General features: G+C 69.2%; 15 protein-coding genes. 7 read left to right on the forward strand and 8 right to left on the reverse strand.

Going from position 1 to position 15,925, the window contains the following annotated elements:
• Nucleotides 1–40: 40 nt before the first annotated feature.
• From ACEPPI_RS08175 to ACEPPI_RS08195, 5 genes are all read right to left on the reverse strand, one after another.
• Complete coding sequence (locus tag ACEPPI_RS08175; protein ID WP_373914540.1) at nt 41–1,054, reverse strand: agmatine/peptidylarginine deiminase; 1,014 nt, start codon at nt 1,052–1,054, stop codon at nt 41–43.
• A 187-nt stretch (nt 1,055–1,241) separates the two neighbouring features.
• On the reverse strand, nt 1,242–2,990 hold the full coding sequence (locus ACEPPI_RS08180; protein ID WP_373914542.1) for an urease subunit alpha: 1,749 nt from the start codon (nt 2,988–2,990) through the stop codon (nt 1,242–1,244).
• Nucleotides 2,987–3,691 carry an urease subunit gamma gene (ureA, locus tag ACEPPI_RS08185; RefSeq protein ID WP_373914543.1) on the reverse strand — a complete coding sequence of 235 codons (705 nt, stop codon included), beginning with the start codon at nt 3,689–3,691 and terminating at the stop codon, nt 2,987–2,989. The genes ACEPPI_RS08180 and ureA overlap by 4 nt, the downstream gene beginning before the upstream one ends.
• A 317-nt stretch (nt 3,692–4,008) precedes the next feature.
• Entirely contained in the window at nt 4,009–4,587 is a 579-nt protein-coding gene (locus ACEPPI_RS08190) for a TetR/AcrR family transcriptional regulator (RefSeq protein ID WP_373914544.1), read from the reverse strand.
• Between the two features lie 88 nt (nt 4,588–4,675).
• Nucleotides 4,676–6,190: a serine/threonine-protein kinase gene (locus ACEPPI_RS08195; protein WP_373914545.1), complete on the reverse strand. Its 1,515-nt coding sequence runs from the start codon at nt 6,188–6,190 to the stop codon at nt 4,676–4,678.
• A 173-nt stretch (nt 6,191–6,363) separates the two neighbouring features.
• On the opposite strand from ACEPPI_RS08195, the gene ACEPPI_RS08200 reads away from it, so the two are divergent.
• From ACEPPI_RS08200 to ACEPPI_RS08220, 5 genes are all read left to right on the forward strand, one after another.
• Nucleotides 6,364–6,957, forward strand: coding sequence for a TetR/AcrR family transcriptional regulator (locus tag ACEPPI_RS08200; protein ID WP_373914546.1), 594 nt, complete (start codon nt 6,364–6,366; stop codon nt 6,955–6,957).
• Between the two features lie 262 nt (nt 6,958–7,219).
• Nucleotides 7,220–8,383 carry an agmatine deiminase family protein gene (locus ACEPPI_RS08205; RefSeq protein ID WP_373914547.1) on the forward strand — a complete coding sequence of 388 codons (1,164 nt, stop codon included), beginning with the start codon at nt 7,220–7,222 and terminating at the stop codon, nt 8,381–8,383.
• A gap of 71 nt (nt 8,384–8,454) precedes the next feature.
• Nucleotides 8,455–9,291, forward strand: a complete 837-nt coding sequence (locus ACEPPI_RS08210; RefSeq protein ID WP_373914548.1) for a DUF4436 family protein — start codon at nt 8,455–8,457, stop codon at nt 9,289–9,291.
• A gap of 120 nt (nt 9,292–9,411) precedes the next feature.
• The gene (locus ACEPPI_RS08215) at nt 9,412–11,007 is read left to right on the forward strand and encodes a sensor histidine kinase (RefSeq protein WP_373914549.1); all 1,596 of its coding nucleotides are present in this window, start codon (nt 9,412–9,414) and stop codon (nt 11,005–11,007) included.
• Nucleotides 11,004–11,663: a response regulator gene (locus ACEPPI_RS08220; protein ID WP_373914550.1), complete on the forward strand. Its 660-nt coding sequence runs from the start codon at nt 11,004–11,006 to the stop codon at nt 11,661–11,663. The genes ACEPPI_RS08215 and ACEPPI_RS08220 overlap by 4 nt, the downstream gene beginning before the upstream one ends.
• 322 nt (nt 11,664–11,985) lie before the next feature.
• Here the strand turns inward: ACEPPI_RS08220 and ACEPPI_RS08225 are convergent, their stop codons facing one another.
• The 3 genes from ACEPPI_RS08225 to ACEPPI_RS08235 all read right to left on the reverse strand — a co-directional run bounded on the left by ACEPPI_RS08225 (nt 11,986) and on the right by ACEPPI_RS08235 (nt 14,386).
• The gene (locus ACEPPI_RS08225) at nt 11,986–12,813 is read right to left on the reverse strand and encodes a sugar-transfer associated ATP-grasp domain-containing protein (protein ID WP_373914551.1); all 828 of its coding nucleotides are present in this window, start codon (nt 12,811–12,813) and stop codon (nt 11,986–11,988) included.
• Nucleotides 12,814–12,845: 32 nt separating this feature from the next.
• Complete coding sequence (locus ACEPPI_RS08230) at nt 12,846–13,835, reverse strand: 7TM domain-containing protein (RefSeq protein WP_373914552.1); 990 nt, start codon at nt 13,833–13,835, stop codon at nt 12,846–12,848.
• Nucleotides 13,836–14,245: 410 nt separating this feature from the next.
• Nucleotides 14,246–14,386 (reverse strand): hypothetical protein, encoded by a 141-nt coding sequence (locus ACEPPI_RS08235; protein WP_373914553.1) that lies wholly within the window; start codon nt 14,384–14,386, stop codon nt 14,246–14,248.
• A gap of 145 nt (nt 14,387–14,531) precedes the next feature.
• On the opposite strand from ACEPPI_RS08235, the gene ACEPPI_RS08240 reads away from it, so the two are divergent.
• Both ACEPPI_RS08240 and ACEPPI_RS08245 read left to right on the forward strand, forming a co-directional pair.
• Entirely contained in the window at nt 14,532–15,095 is a 564-nt protein-coding gene (locus ACEPPI_RS08240; RefSeq protein WP_373914559.1) for an N-acetyltransferase family protein, read from the forward strand.
• 521 nt (nt 15,096–15,616) lie between these two features.
• A complete protein-coding gene (locus ACEPPI_RS08245; RefSeq protein WP_373914554.1) occupies nt 15,617–15,781 on the forward strand; it encodes a hypothetical protein in 165 nt (54 codons plus the stop codon).
• Nucleotides 15,782–15,925 lie beyond the last annotated feature (144 nt).

The raw sequence follows: 15,925 nt of genomic DNA on the forward strand, positions 1-15,925 counted from the left end.
GGACCGCGGGGCCGGCCCGTCAGGAGCGGTCGGTCGCTGGTCAGCCGGTGGCACGCGCCGCGGGGATCTGCTGCGTGATGCAGTGGACACCCCCGCCGCCGAAGGCGATGGCGAGCGCTCGTACCCCGACGACCTTCCGGCCGGGGTAGGCCGACGCGATCACGGCGAGGGCCTCCTCGTCCTGGGGCAGACCCGCCACCGGGACGACGACGCCGTCATTGGCCACGTAGTAGTTCAGGTAGGAGACCTCGATCTCGCCGCCGGCCAGGTCGGCGAAGGCCGACTGGGTGACCGCGACGATCTCCAGGCTGCGGCCGTGCGCGTCGGTGGTGGCCTCCAGCACCGCACGATTGGCGCGCATCCGGGCGTAGTCGGGGTGCGCGGGGTCGTCGGGCAGGCAGATGACCACCTTGCCGGGGGCCGCGAAGGCGCAGACGCCGTCGACGTGACCGTTGGTCTCCGTGTCCAGGAGACCGCCGTACGGAAGCCAGATAACCTTAGCCACGCCGAGCCGGGATTTCAGTTCGGCTTCGATCTCATCCCGGTTCATCCCCGGGTTGCGGTTGGGGTGGAGCAGGCACTGCTCCGTGGTGATCAGCGTGCCCTCACCGTCGACCGTGATCGCCCCGCCCTCCAGGATCATGTCGGAGTGGATGCGCTCGACCCCGAGGTGCTCCAGGAGGAGTCCGCTGATCCGGTCGTCGGAGTCGAACGGGTGGTGCTTGCCGCCCCAGGCGTTGAACCGGAAGTCCACCCCTGCGCGGCGGCCGTCTCCGTCGAGCACGAACAGCGGGGCGGAGTCGCGGAACCAGGAGTCGTCCAGCGGCATCTCCACGACGGTGACGTCCGCTCCGCAGCAGGCGCGGGCGTCGTCGCCGTAGCCGGGCGGGGCGACCATCGTCACCGGCTCGAACTCGGAGATGGCGCGGGCGACGTTCGCGTACTCCTCCTTGACGTCGTCCAGCACGCTGCCCCAGAGGTCCGTGCGGGTGGGCCAGGCCATCAGGCACCCGTCATGCGCGGACCACTCGGCAGGCATACGGAAATCAGTCATCACGTGTCTCTCTTCTTGTCGCCAGAAGTACCGGTCAGCGGCAGTCGGTGTGGCGCTGGGCCAATTCGAGCCAGAGGCTGGTACGCGGTGGTTGGAATCTTCCCCTCGACTGAAAATTCAGTCAAGAGTTTGGGTGCGGATCTAACAGGATTCTGAAATTCCCATCAGTCTGCCCGGATGTAAAGGGTCACAGGAAGTAGAGGCGGCTGAGGGGAACCCCCTGTGCCGGCTCCGAGCGCAGGGGTGCTCCGTCGAGGGTGACCAGCCCACTGCGGGCGTCCACCTGGACCTCGCCCAGGCGGGCGTTGTTGACCATGTCCGCGGGGCCGATCCCCCGCGTGCCCCGCACGGCGACCCGACGGCGGCGTGTCGCCATCGCGTCATAGGGGCTGCCGGAGGAACCGGCCTCGGCCGCGGCGCGGCTGACGAAAGCCACCGACAGGTCCGCGGGCGCCGCTCCGTGGCCTCCGAACAGCGGACCGAGCACCAGGGGTTCGCAGCTGTCCGTGGCCGCGTTGGGGTCGCCTGTGACCCCGTACGCCGGAAAGCCCGACTTGAGCACCATCTGTGGCTTGGCCCCGAAGAACGGCGGACGCCACAGCACGATGTCGGCGAGCTTGCCGACCTCGATGGAGCCGATCTCGTGGGCCAGGCCGTGAGCGATGGCCGGGTTGATCGTCAGCTTCGCGATGTACCGCAGGACGCGGGCGTTGTCGTCGCCCTCGCCGTCGCCCTCCAGCGGGCCCAGCTCGCCCTTCATCTTGGCGGCCATGGCGAAGGTACGGCGGATGGTCTCGCCGGCCCGGCCCATGCCCTGGGCGTCGGACGAGGTGATGCCGATCGCGCCGAGATCGTGCAGCACCCCCTCGGCACCCATCGTGCCCGCACGGATCCGATCGCGCGCCATGGCGGCGTCGCCGGGCAGATCCGGCTTGAGGGCATGGACCGACACGATCATGCCGTAATGCTCGTCGATGGCATCCCGTCCGAAGGGCAGGGTCGGGTTGGTGGAGGAGCCTATGACGTTCGGCACGCCCGCCATCTTGAGCACGTTGGGAACGTGCCCGCCGCCGCAGCCCTCGATGTGGAACGCGTGGATGGTCCGCCCGTCCAGGACCCGCAGGGTGTCCTCGACCGTGAGGCACTCGTTGAGGCCGTCGCTGTGCAGGGCGACCTGCACGTCGTGCTCCTCGGCCACCCGCAGCGCGGTGTCCAGGGCCCGGGTGTGGGCGCCGAGATCCTCGTGGACCTTGAATCCGCAGGCGCCGCCCTCGGCGAGCGCCTCGACCAGCGGGGCCTCGTGGGAAGAGGAGCCGCGGGCGAGGAAGCCGATGTTGACGGGCCAGGCGTCGAAGGCGCTGAACCCGTGTTTCAACGCCCACGGGGAGTTGACTCCGACACCCCAGCTCGGCCCGATCTCCTGGCCGATGATCGTGGTGACGCCGGAGGCGAGAGAGGCCTCCATGATGCGCGGCGAGAGCAGGTGGACGTGGGTGTCCACGGCACCCGCCGTGGCGATCAGCCCTTCGCCGGAGACGATGGTCGTGCCGGTGCCGACGACCACGTCGACCCCGTCGAGGGTGTCGGGGTTGCCGGCCCGGCCGATCGCGTGGATGCGGCCCTCGCGGATACCGATGGACACCTTCCGGATGCCCAGCACCGCGTCGATCACCAGGACGTTGCTGATCACGACGTCGCAGGTCTCGCGGACGGCGGCGGCCTTCAGGTGCAGGCCGTCACGGGCGGTCTTGCCGAAACCCGCCAGGAACTCGTCCCCGGGCACCTGCGAATCGGACTCCACGCGCACGACGAGGCCCGAATCGCCGAGGCGGACCCGATCACCGGCGCGAGGGCCGTGCACGATGGCGTATTCGTGCGGGTCGATGTGGCGGCTGCCCGGCGCGCAGTGGTCACTGTGTCTGGTCTGCTTGCTCATGACTGTTCTCCTCGCGGGCGCTCGGCACCCAGGTAGCCGCAGGCAGCAGCCCTGCGCAGGGCCTCCGCCTTCGCGCCGGGCGCGTCCAGCGGGCCGTCGACCAGGCCCGCGAAACCGATCGCGATCCGGGCGCCGCCGATCGGCACCAGCGCGACTTCCACGGACTCACCGGGCTCGAAACGCGTGGAGGATCCCGCCGGCACGGCAAGGCGCATCCCGTAGGCGGCGGCGCGGTCGAAATCGAGGCGGGGGTTCGCCTCGAAGAAGTGGAAGTGGGACGTGACGCTCACCGGCACCGTGGCGGTGTTGCGCACCGCCAGGGCCGCTGCCGGCTCGGGCCCTTCCACGGTCTCCGAGGCCGGTATGACGGCACCCGGGGCGCCGGAGTCCCAGGGCCGGTCTCCGAACGGACTGCTGACCACGGCCAGGCGCGTGCCGTCCTCGAAGACGGCCTCGACCTGGATCTCGGTGACCACGTCGGCGACTCCGGGCAGCACCTCGTCCGGCCCCAGCGCAGTGCGACCACGCTCGACGGCGGCAGCGAGGCGCAGGCCGTCACGGGCGGCCTCGCAGACCGTGTCCGCGATGAGCGCGGTCGCTTCGGGGACGTTCAGACGAAGCCCCCGGGCACGACGGGACCGCGCGAGCTCGGCCGCGGTGAACAGCAGGAGCCGGTCACGCTCGGTGGGAGTCAATGCCATGAGTTCATTCCTTCCTCCGGAAGGTGAGCAGGGCGCCGCCGAGGAATCGTCACGCGGCAACGGTCGGTATCGACCGGGAAGCGACCTGGGCGAGCGATGGGGGCAACGAGGACGGCACTGCGGCCCTGACGGCCGCGTCTCGCATCTGATGCGGTGCGGCAGCGTGCCCACCAGTGGAATCACTCTGGCATTGACTGAAAAATCAGTCAACACTTGCGGCGCGCAAAACTGCACCTGAACGACTCTCGAACATCTCAAGACGGGGCGACGGCAGCGATCGCTGATGCCGAGCACGGGGCGACGGCCCCGGCGTGAGGTTACTTCCGGCGCAGCCGCGCCAATTCGACGTCGATCGCGCCCTCCATCAGCGCACGCGCATGCGTCATCCGGAGCCCTCCGCTGAGCCAGCGCATGCTCAGACCCTCCAGGAGCGCGGTGAGCCGCTCACCGGCCGCGGCCAGTGACGTCGCAGAGGCCATCGGCTCCACCTGGCCCAGCAGAGCAGCCACCTCCTGATCCCACACCAGGGTCGCCCTGGCCAGATCCTCCCGCAGCACCTCGTCGAAGACGGCGCTCGCCCGCAGCTCACCCCAGGCGGAACTGTTCTCCCTGACCTCCACGGTGTCCTGGAGCTCCAAGAGGAGGGTCTGGGCGAGTTCCTCGCGGGGGCTGAGCGGTTCGGCATCCGCGTCGCGGGTCGTGGTGTAGCGGTCGGCCCGGTCGTTGATGAACTCGAGCGTCGCCCGCAGGAGCCCGATGCGGTCCTTGAAGTGGTAGTAGAGCAGCGAGGTGGACACGCCCGCCTCGGCGGCCACTTCCTCCACGCGCAGGCCACGGACTCCGTTCCTGGCAATCACCCGGGCGGCTGCTTCAAGGATGTGTGTACGTCGGGCCATGCGGCGAACCTTACCCGGCCGCTCCTGGCCACGTGGAATCCGTGTCCGGATCACACTCTCCAGCGGCCACCGCCTGGGCACAGAGACGTCACCCCACCTTCCTGTGGTGGCTCACTTCCACTGTGACGGGTCCGCCGCCCGGGGCGGCCTCGATCAGGCGCACGATGGCGATGTCCTTCTGGTCGGCGCTGCGGATGCAGAAGGGACGCCCATTGCCCAAGCTGCTGAACGCGATCATGGTCACCGGTTGCGTCTCGACCCCCCGTACGCAGTCGGCAGGGCTCAGCTCGTCCCCGGCCGCGATGAAGGCATCGCTGTCCTCGGGGGCGACGAACTCGGTCTGCCTACGCGCCAGATACCAGCCGGCGGTCTCTGCCGGAACCACCTTTCCGGCCTTGAGGTCGAATTCGTAGGTGGGATCCGGAGAGGTCAGCTGGGCGTTCGCGTAGCCGGCCGTGAAGGAGGCGGCGGGGGAATCCGCTGCCGGGCCCCCCGGGTCGTCCAGGTAGTAGTACGCCGCACCGCCCGCCAGCGCCAGCGCGGAGGCCGCCGCCAGTGCCGTGAGGGGCAGGCGGCGTCCGCGCCGGCGGGCTCGGCGGGAGGGTGGATCCGGCCGAGCACCGGTCGTGGGGCGCGGAGACGGGGCCGCGGGAGCTGTGTGGGTGAGTTGGTCATGGGTCGGGGTGGGCTGCTCGGCGTGCCCGGATATCTCCCTGCTGACCGGGTGCGGGAGCCAGCCGTCGATGAACTCCGGACGACGGCCCACGGCGGAATGTGCGTGTACGGCCGAGATCAGATCACTCGGCGTGGGGCGGTCACCGGGACGCTTCGCCAGACACCACGACAGAAGATCTTGCAGGTCGTGCGGCACCCTGCTGAGGTCGGCCTGCTCGTGAACCACCTTGTACAGGGCGGCCGACTCCGCTCCGGCCCCGAACGGGGGCACTCCCCCGGCTACGTACGCCGCGAGCGCTCCGAGCGCGAAGACGTCGGTCGCCGGGCCGACTTCCACGCCCATCGCCTGCTCCGGCGCCATGAACGCGGCAGTGCCGATCCGCAACCCCGCACCGGTCAGCGCGGTGGCATCGGCCGCACGCGCGATCCCGAAGTCGATCACGCGTGGGCCGTCCTCGGCGATCAGGACGTTGGCGGGCTTCAGGTCCCGGTGGATCACCCCGGCCCGGTGGATCGCCTGGAGCGCCTCGGCGATCCCTGCCATGAGCAGCAGCACCGTACGTACCGGCAGCGGACCGTGGCGCTGCACCACCTGCTGAAGGGACGGGCCGGGCACGTAGGCGGTGGCCAGCCACGGGGTGGGTGCGTCCACCCCCGAATCGACCACCTGGGCGGTGAAGAGGCCGTGAATGCGCCGGGCGCTGGCGACTTCCTGAGCGAAGCGCCGACGGAATTCGGGGTCTCCGGCAAAGTCCGCACGCACCGCCTTCACTGCGATCGGGCGACCCCCCGGGGTGTAGGCCAGATACACCACCCCCATACCGCCCGCGCCGAGCCGGGCGTGGAGGCGGTAGCCGCCGATCTCGTGAGGGTCGTCGGCGGACAGGGCCTTGTGGGTGGGTTGCGCACCGGGAAGCTGAGCGGACATGCGGTGGCTCTTTCGGCGATATGAACGAGGTGCAGGACGCGGCCGGCCCGGTACCTCCACGGCCACAACCGGCACCGCGCAGGCGGAGCCGGCTGCCCCGCATGGTGCCGCTAACTAAAGATTCAGTCAATGTGAGACGATGTCGGCCGAGACCACCAAGAGGGGATCAGGCAGTGACGGACCGCAGAACGGCAATCTTGGAAGCGGCCGCCCGGCTCATAGCCCGGCGGGGGGTCCGCGGGCTGCGAGTGGATGAGCTCTCGGCCGAAGCCGGAGTGTCCACAGCACTTGTCTACTACCACTTCAAGGACCGGGCCGGCATTCTCCGGCACACCCTGGAGTTCATAAACCACCGGGCGGAACGGTACACAGGCAGCCTCGACGACCCGGCCGCATCCCCCTCCGACCCGCGCAAGGCCCTGGAACAGTCCCTCCTGCTCGAATTCCAGGACATGGCCGCGGTGCGCGAGAACAGCATCGCGTGGGGCGAGCTGCGCGCGAGCGCGATCTTCGAGCCCGAACTGCGGGAAGATCTCGCCAAAGCCGGCCTGAGCTGGGTCCAGGAAGTCGCCTTCCTCCTCGCGTGCGCGCAGCCGATGACACCCGCCCCCGCACTCACGGCCTCCGCGGAACGACTGACCGCGCTGCTCGAAGGGCTCAGCATGCGCTGGCTCAGCGGCGTACTGCACGTGACGCACGCCCGCGAGCTCATGCTGGAAGCCGTCGAAGTGGAACTGGGACACCTGCGCCGGCTGGATCGGCACTGACGCCAGCCACTCACCCGCCCCTGACCGGCAAGACGACCGGGTTCAGGTAGACACCTACCCAAGAAATTGACTGAAACTTCAGTCAATGTAGAGTGGCGGCATGACGCTCCACCCGCCTTGGCGGGCCCGGCCCCCACACGCGTCGAAGCGGACGCGCTGTGCTCCACCCAGGCCCAGGCTGCGATCCCTGGCGCCATGCGTCCCCGCGATGCTCATCGCCGCCGGATAGCTTCATCCCGCCAGTTCACGATCGGAGCCAACCGTGTCCGCACTTTCCCCCTCACGCCGTACGGCTCTTCGCACGTTCGCAGGCTTCGGCATGCTCGCCCTCGGCGCCTCGGCTTGCGGCCCCGGTGAGTCCGGGCAGCCCGGCGCTTCCTCCCCCGCCACCGGCCAGGCTTCCCGACCGGCCGGCGCCCGGAGGCTGGGCGCCGAGTGGGAGAGCCACACCCGCACCTTCATGTCCTGGCCCGCCCTGGCGTCCGTATGGGAGCAGGACCTGCCCTCTGTGCGGGAGGACATCGCCCGTGTGGCGCGGGCGATCGCGAAGTACGAGCACGTCGTGCTGATGGCCAGGCCCGACCAGCAGGATGCGGCCCAGAAGGCGTGCGGCTCCGAGGTCGAGGTCATCCCCCTGCAGGTCGACGACCTGTGGGCCCGTGACACCGTGCCGGTGTTCGCGGAAGAGGGCGGCAAGGTGATCGGCGTCGACTTCAACTTCAACGGCTGGGGAAACAAGCAGGAGCACAAGAACGACGCCCAGGTCGGCCGCACCCTGCTGGAGAAGTACAAGATCCCGCGCACCCAGGCACCGCTGGTCGCCGAGGGCGGCTCCTTCGAGACCGACGGCGAGGGCACCCTCCTGATCACGGAGAGCTCGATCGTCAACGACAACCGCAACCGCGGCAAGAACCGGGACCAGATCGAAGCCGAACTCAAGCAGACCCTGGGCATCGAGAAGGTGATCTGGCTGGCCGGCGTACGTGGCGAGGACATCACCGACGCACATGTCGACAGCCTCGTACGGTTCACGGCGCCCGGTGTGGTCCTCCTCGACAAGGCGTTCCCCGGCATGCCCGCCGATTCCTGGTCCCGCTCGGCCGACCAGGCGAAGTCCGTCCTCACCAAGGCGACCGACGCCAGGGGGCGGCGTCTGGAGGTCATCGACCTGCCACAGCCCGACCTGGACAAGATCACGGGCCGCGGCGACAACTTCGTGTCGACGTACGCAAATTTCTACGTCGCCAACGACGCCGTGTTCATGCCCCGCTTCGGCGACGCGAAGGCCGACGACCGCGCACGGGGGATCCTCCAGGAGCACTTCCCCAAGCGCGACATCGTGCCGGTCAAGATCGACACCATCGCCTCGGGGGGCGGCGGCATCCACTGTTCCACCCACGACCAGCCCGGCAAACCCGCTGCATAACGGCAGAACTCACCTTCGGAGCCACTGTGTCCAGGACACGACGACACCCGCCGAGCCGCAGGAGGCTACTCGTGCCGGGCCTGGTCCTCCTCGCCGTGGTGGCGGCCGTCACCGTGGGGTCCTGGATCCAGTTCGGAGAACGACAGGCCCTGGACACTCGACATGTGGCGGGCAGTTCCGCTCCCGACCGCGTGGACGTCGATGCCTCGATCCAGCGCGTCGACGCCGCCGGCCGGGAGCTGACCCTGCGCGTCCTGGTCACCCCGCGCGGACGGCTCGCCGAGGCAGGCGGCATCTCCCCCGTCGAAGACCTCACCCTCCAGACCTCACCCTCCGTCCGGGGAGACCTGACCTTCAAAGCCCACAGCCGGATCTCGACCGTGGACGTCCCCGTCACCTTGGCGGGTGGCTCGATCACGGACTACCCCTTCGACGCGTACGACGCCGACATCGAGTTCGGCGCCACGCAGGGGGGAGAGAAGGTCCCCGTTCACATGAGGCTGTCCAACAACGACGTGCTCTTCTCGACGTCCGTGGACGCTTCGGAGACGGACGGTGCGGCAGCTTTCGAGATCGGCCTGGGACGCTCCAACAGCGTGCTCGTCTTCTCCGTCTTCATGATGACGGCCATGTGGGCACTCGCCGTCTCCGTAGTGATCGGAACCTGGTTCCTGGTCACTCGGCGCAAGGGCCTGGTCTGGCCCGCCCTGGGGTGGATGGCCGCCACCCTTTTCGCCCTCGCCGCATTCCGCAACACCGCCCCCGGAACGCCGCCCATCGGCTGCCTCCTCGACTACATCGCCTTCCTCTGGGCGGAAACCGTCATCGCCTTCTGCGTCATCACCGCGGTCGCCGTGGGCATCCGAGCCGAAACGCACCCGGGCCCGCCCACGGGCGCCACCGCATAAACGGGCACTTCTTCATCGGAAACGGTACGGGGAGGCCTTCGGGACGCCCACAGGGCGACAGTGCCACCCGGGCAGCCGTCATCCCCCGGCTTCCTGCACACCGTCGAAAGAGTCACCCGCATGTCCACTGCGCGCCCTGCCGTGCACCCCGGCCCACTCCCGTTGGTCTGCGACCTCCTGCTGCTCGCAGCCGCCGCTTCGACGGCTCTGATCCTCTTCGAGTGGGTCGACAGCTGGGGCGTCAGCGGTCTGCTCGGCCCGGCGGCCTACCTCGCGGCGACCGGCTGCGCGGCAGTGGCGGTGCTGGTCCGCCGACGGTGGCCCTCGGTCGCACTGGCGACCGCCGCCACCGTGGCGGCGGTCGAGCCGCTGACCGGCGGAGCTCTGGTCGTAGTGGCCTACACGGCGGGCTCCCGCTGGGCCGGTATGCGCCACCGGCCCGCTCTCGTGGCCGTGAGCGTGGCAGCCCCAGCGGCCATCACCATGGTGATATCCGCCGGCCAGCCCACCCCGATCCGCGAGTACGAGGCCACGGTCGTCATCATCACGGGAATCGTGTGCGGCGCCATCCCAGGTCTGGTGGGCGCGCTCTCGGGTCAACGCGAACGGCTGATCCAGGCCCTCCGGGAACGGAACGCGTCCCTGGAGCGGGCGCACCGCTCGGCAGAGGAGCAGGCCAGGTCGCGGGAACGGTCCCGGATCGTCGGAGAGATGCACGATCTGCTCGGCCATCGGCTGAGCCTCGTCGCACTGCACTCCGGCGGCCTGGAGATGGCCAGCGCGGCGGGCGATCCGGAGCTCCACCGCACCGCGGTGCTCGTGCACAGCACCGTACGGCAAGCGATGCGCGAGCTGCGCGGCGTGTTGGGAGTGCTGCGGGCCGAGGATCCGGGCACCGGCGCGTCGGAGCCGCTGACCGATGCGACGGGCACTCGCTCGGACGTCGCGGCCCTCGTCTCACAGTCCCGGGCCGCCGGCATCGCCGTGTGCCTGAAGTGGACCGGTCCGGATCTGATCGACGGCATGCCCGCCGCCCGGCGAGCAGTCCACGGTGTGGTCCGCGAAGCGATGACCAACGTGCACAAGCACGCCGCGGGGACCTCCGTGACGGTGACCGTCCTTCGCGATACCCGGCAGGTACGGGTCCAGGTCCGAAACGGGTCGGAGCCCGCTGTCCGGCCGGTTCGGCGGCTGCCCGGCAACGACCTCGGGCTGGCCGGCCTGCACGAGCGCGTCCGTCTGCTCGGCGGCGCGTTCAGGGCCGGCCCCACGTACGACGGCGGCTACTGCGTCGACGCGCACATCCCGCTCAACGCCGACCCGGCAGCCCCCCGCACGACCCCCGACGCGGATGAGAGCCCCGAGCCACTGGCAGCCGTACAGACATGGCTGAGCCGGACGGCGGCAGCCGCAGTGATGGGGCTCGGGGTCGTGGGCGCTGTCGCGCTGCAGTTCGTCACGCTCGCGTTCGTCCCCTCCCCCGCGGAGGACGAGGGACCGCCGACGTTCGACCAGTCCGGCATCTCCAGTGAGGACGCCGCCCGCGGGCGTGATCCCATCGGCTCACTCGCGCCCGGCCACGGCGGCCCTGCGGGTAGCCCCTCGTCTACCACGGCCACCGTGGCCGCACTGGTTCCTCACCGTCCGCGGGCCACCGGGGACACCGCACCTGTCGCCGCCCGACCGACTCGACACTCCGCGAGGCCCATACTGTGATCCGTGTTCTGCTTGCCGACGACCAGGACCTGGTGCGCGCCGGGATAAGGATGATCCTCAAGCACGCCGAGGACATCGAGGTGGTGGCGGAGGCCGCCAACGGCCATGACGCGGCGCAGCTCGCCGTCCAGCACCAGGTCGATGTGGCAATGCTCGATATCCAGATGCCCGGTGCCGACGGGCTCTGGGCGGCCGAGCGGATCGCCGCCCGGGCGCCCGCGGTTCGTGTGGTCATGTTGACGACATTCGGTGAGCAGGAGTACGTGGCCCGTGCACTGAGGGCGGGCGTGGTGGGATTCCTGCTCAAGGACAGCACCCCGCAGGAGCTCATCCAGGCTGTCCGAACCGCTGCCGGTGGAGCGCCGGTCATGTCGCCGCAGATCACCCGGCACCTCATCGACCGGTACGTCGCCAAGGACGCGGAGCTGCCGACCGACCCGCGGCTCAGCCGGATCGCCGCGCTGACCGGCCGCGAGTACGAGGTGCTCGTCATGCTCGCCACCGGTGCCTCGAACGCGGCGATCGGAAGGCAGCTGCATCTCGGAGAGGGCACGGTCAAGGGCTACGTGAGCAGGATGCTCACCAAGCTGAGCTGTACCAACCGGGTCCAGGCCGCCATCCTGGCCCACGACGCCGGGCTCCTCCCCGACCGGTGACGCCCCCGGATCCACACCCGTCGGCACACCTGCGGTCAGCGGCGGGAAGAGGCGCTGGGAGAAGCTGTTGGGGAGGGCTGCCCAGCCAGGGGCGACGGCACTTTCCCGGGCCTCGTCGTGCTCGGTGAGACTGCGGGCCGAGTAGCCGGCCGACCTGTCGGAGTGGCCTGTTCCGATGCCTGACCCGAGCCGACACGCTCCTCCCTGAAGGGATCGAAGTCGGATGCCGGCCGTGGCGGCTCCGCCCGTACGGCGCTCACCGCCAGGAATGCTCCTGCGGCGCCGGCAACGACGATCTTGGACATCACTGCGGCCCAGCGCATCAATGCTTCCTCAGCGGTGTGGGCGCGGCCATCAGGCCGCGGCCGGTGACGTTCTGTATCTGGAGACCCGGCCGGGCATTGACCTCCAGGATGAGGGGGCCGTGGCACGCGTCGACGACGATGTCCGCGCCCAGATATCGAAGGCCCGTTGCCCCCGCGCACCGGCGGGCCGCCTCCAGCACCTCCGGCCAGTGCGGTACGGTCGCGCCGATCAGGGGTTCGCCGGTATCGGGATGGACCTCGGTCGGCTCCTTTCCGACCAAGGCATGGGTGATGCGGCCGGTGACCAGGTCGACGGCGGCGCCGATCGCCTTCTGATGGAGGTTGGCGCGGCCACCGCTGAAGCGGGTGGGCAGGCGCAGCATCGCCAGCTGCGGCCGATCGCCCCGGCAGATCACCCTGATGTCCGGCAGGCCCTGGTGCGACAATCGTTCGAGGTTCGGGTGCGCGCGGATCAGCGGCTCGAACATCGCCCAGTCGTTCGCTCGCGGGGAGAAGTCTCCGTCCAGGATGCGCCTCAGGTGATCAGCGACCGACTCTCTCGAAATGCGCTTCCCGGACGAGGACTGCCAGTTGTTCCGACGTCTGCCGAACGCCAGCAGGATCCCATTGCCACCCAGGCTCTGGTTCGGTTTCAACGCCCACGAGTCGGGCAGACCGGACCAGTCCAGCGCCGTGACCTCGCGGCGGGAGCGCAGCACCGCCAGCGTCGGCGAGGTCGGAGCGCCCACCGATGCCAGCGCCTGCTTGGTGGCGTATTTGTCGTTGACGAGGCGGATGGCGGCCGAAGGGTTCTGCTCGGCGATCCGGGCGTTGCGCAGGTTCATGCCGAGGAGCGGGTCCCAGCCGCGGAACCGGATCACGACGCGCCGCCCTGTGCCTTGGCGGCAGGGCTGAACCGGAACAACTCGCCCAGCCGGAGTCCGCGGTACGTCCCGACGACCACCGCCCATACGGCGCAGGCGATCGCCAGCTGCAGCGGTACGGCCTCGGCGAGGTGGCGCACGTACGGGGTGAGGAGGAGGAGCGCCACCAGGATGGCCGTGCCCATGGTCAGGGCGGCCCCCACGACGGCCGCCCGGGTGCCGTCGATATCCCACTGCTCCCACAGCCGTTCGGTGATGATCGCGGTGACGACGACGGGGAGCGTCATGCCCCACGAGTCGGAGAGTCCGAAGCTGCCGAGGGCGAGCTGACCCGCGATCAGTCCCGTGGTGACCACGCCGATCAGCACACCGAGACGGGCGACGCGCGGCAGGTGCAGGCGACGCAGCAGGGGCTGCATGAGGAAACCGAGCCCGAACAGCGCCAGCGTCAGAGGTACGCCCAGGAGCAGGCCCGACTGCGCGTACGCGAGCGCGAGCAGGACCGGGCTGAACGTCCCGAGCGTGTTCAGCCCGACGACTACCCGGAACAAGACGATCACGAGGGCGGCCAGTGGCAACAGGGCCATCATCGACACGGGGTCGATCGCCGGCGCCTTGGCGAACAGGATCCGCAGGGCGGAGGGCGCCTTGGGCGCTTCGGGCCGAGTGAGCAGCCGCTTCCCCACCGCCACTTGGAGGCCTTGAACGTCCTGGCGGCCGAGCAGTACGGGCGTCTCGCGCTTGGCCCGGTTGTTGACCGTGGTCCTGGCCACGAACGACCGCCCCGCAAGGCGCACGGTGGAGTCGACCACGTGGCGCTTCTCCCGGCCGAGCGCCGAGGCGACGGTCACCTTGGGCGCCGCGGCGAGATCGAATCCGAGATCCTTGGCCAGCGCCGTGTCCATCGACGACGCGGACGCTCCGGTGTCGATCACGGCGAGGACTTCGACCGTCTTGCCGTTCGGTCCGCTGATGCGCACCATCTCCCGTTCCCCGATAACCTCGGGAGACCGTCCCAGGGACCGATCAGGGGAACCGAGCACACCGAGCAGGAGAACACCGAGGCCGGCAACCGCCGCCAGCACTTTGAAGAGCACCGGCGTCCTCCTGCGCCCGCCCCGGTGGTCGCTGGTACCGGACCGGCCGACGGAGTCCGCTCCGGCTTCTTTCCCTTGAATCTCATCCACACGGCCAGCCTTGGGGAGCAGGCGCGCCGCTCAGTAGTAACGATCGGCCAGGGGTACGCAACGAAAGTTGGTCACAACCCCTTCTCTGTCGACCTTCCGCCCCCCCCGGGGGTCCCCCGTCTTCGACACCGAAGACACGAGAGGAACCACCCAAGAATTGATCACCACCGTGGCGATGGAGAATTGCCGCTCCTTGCGCAAACTGATCACGCAGCAGCACCGGCTACGAGAACCAGGTCGTCGAAGACGCCGCCGAACTCGGCATCGACGTCGACGCCGCGCCAAGGAACGTCCAGGTCAAAGGCTTCTGGGGTCGCCACGCCGAACCGGGCTTGGGGTTGGATCACGATGCACCTCCGGCTCGCCCTCGACTACGAAGCCAAACCCGAACACTCCGGGCATGCGTCAGTATCGGCTTGGCCGCAGCCGAGGCTGGAGCGTGGGTCTCGGCTGGGTCTCGGGCTGGCTAGGCTGCCCGTCATGAATCCGGCCATGACCAGCGGTGTGACCACTGAGCCCGCCATCCTTGACGCTTTGGAGCTGACTTCCGATCCGGAGCTGGAGGTCCGGTTCGCGGAGTCGGCTCACCAGATCCTGGCCGGCCTGGTCAGTGGAGGTGCCGCGCTGGGCTGGGTGGAACCACCCTCGCGGGATGAGGTGGCGGAACTTCTCGGCCATGTTGTCTCAGCGGTGCAGGCCGGAGATGCAGCCCTGCGGGCCGCTTACCTCGACGGCCGGCTTGTCGGGTTGGGGTACTGGCTCCGCTACGCCCGCCCGACCCATCGGCCACACGCCGATCTTGAGAAGATCGCGGTAGATGCTGCTGCCCATGGTCGTGGTGTCGGTCGGGCGCTGGCCGCCGCCTTGATCGTTGACGCCCGGGAGACGGGTATCGAGGTCCTTACTCTGGATGCCCGTGGCGACAACACCCATGCCCTGCGCCTCTACCGGTCGCTGGGCTTCACCGAATACGGCCGTCTGCCCGACTTCGTCGCCGTCGGCGAACACCGCTACGACAAGGTCTTCTACATGCTGGACTTTCGCCGACAAGGCTGACCGCGGTGATCACGATATGCGTGGTGGGGATGGACCGTTCGAGGTCCAGCCGGTCGAGAAGAAGCGGCCCCAGGGCCGTCCGACAACGGTGGACAAGACGTTTCGGGCCTTCGACCCCACCATGCCTGCTGCTGTCCACGCCGCTGAACGACTTCCGCCAGCGAGCCGACAGCGGTGAACATGAGGATGCGAGTACGCGCTCCCTCTCCGCCACTGGGCCAGTTCCTGGCAGATCCGGTCGCCATGGACGTCCGGGAGATCCCGGTCGAGCCATCCCGCGGGACTACCTGGGGTTGAGCATTGACGGCAGGCCCAGCCCAGGCGACCATGAACTGACTGAATTTTTCGTCAGATCACTTCCAGGGCGAGGACTGTCGTGGGCACGCCGAGGCTGCCGGCCACGTGGTCGGCCCTGGAAGTCCATCAGGGGTTGATGTGAGGTCAGGCCGCCTGCTGAATGCGGATCACAGGTTCGGTCCGGCGAGGTAGAGGCCTTGGGTGCAGTCCGGACACCTGATCAAATGATCGGTTACCTGTTGGCGATGGTGGTGTACGCAATGTCCGGCGTGATCACCCGCGTGCGCCCGCCACGGCGAGATGGGATGAACGCGTACTACCGGGCCCTGCCACTCTGCGATCCGGACAAGCTGCAAACGCATCACCATACGGGAGAGACCAACGCATGAATACGCCACCATCGCCACCTGGAGCGGGGCGGAGGGTCTGCCGCACGATCGGGTGACATCTGAACTGGCTTGCCCTGTGGGGCAGGTGGGAAGGATGTCGCTGTGCCAAAGCCCTATCCGGAAGAGTTCCGCCAGGACGTCGTG

The sequence above is a fragment of the Streptomyces sp. AB3(2024) genome (genome assembly GCF_041862025.1).
Lineage (GTDB): Bacteria > Actinomycetota > Actinomycetes > Streptomycetales > Streptomycetaceae > Streptomyces.

What these genes read in the sequence shown, in the direction of transcription:
- ACEPPI_RS08175 (WP_373914540.1), bottom strand. Translation starts at nt 1,054, where the DNA reads ATGACTGATTTCCGTATGCCTGCCGAGTGGTCCGCGCATGACGGGTGC.
- ACEPPI_RS08180 (WP_373914542.1), bottom strand. Translation starts at nt 2,990, where the DNA reads ATGAGCAAGCAGACCAGACACAGTGACCACTGCGCGCCGGGCAGCCGC.
- ureA (WP_373914543.1), bottom strand. Translation starts at nt 3,691, where the DNA reads ATGGCATTGACTCCCACCGAGCGTGACCGGCTCCTGCTGTTCACCGCG.
- ACEPPI_RS08190 (WP_373914544.1), bottom strand. Translation starts at nt 4,587, where the DNA reads ATGGCCCGACGTACACACATCCTTGAAGCAGCCGCCCGGGTGATTGCC.
- ACEPPI_RS08195 (WP_373914545.1), bottom strand. Translation starts at nt 6,190, where the DNA reads ATGTCCGCTCAGCTTCCCGGTGCGCAACCCACCCACAAGGCCCTGTCC.
- ACEPPI_RS08215 (WP_373914549.1), top strand. Translation starts at nt 9,412, where the DNA reads ATGTCCACTGCGCGCCCTGCCGTGCACCCCGGCCCACTCCCGTTGGTC.
- ACEPPI_RS08225 (WP_373914551.1), bottom strand. Translation starts at nt 12,813, where the DNA reads ATGAACCTGCGCAACGCCCGGATCGCCGAGCAGAACCCTTCGGCCGCC.
- ACEPPI_RS08230 (WP_373914552.1), bottom strand. Translation starts at nt 13,835, where the DNA reads ATGGTGCGCATCAGCGGACCGAACGGCAAGACGGTCGAAGTCCTCGCC.
- ACEPPI_RS08240 (WP_373914559.1), top strand. Translation starts at nt 14,532, where the DNA reads ATGACCAGCGGTGTGACCACTGAGCCCGCCATCCTTGACGCTTTGGAG.
- ACEPPI_RS08245 (WP_373914554.1), top strand. Translation starts at nt 15,617, where the DNA reads ATGATCGGTTACCTGTTGGCGATGGTGGTGTACGCAATGTCCGGCGTG.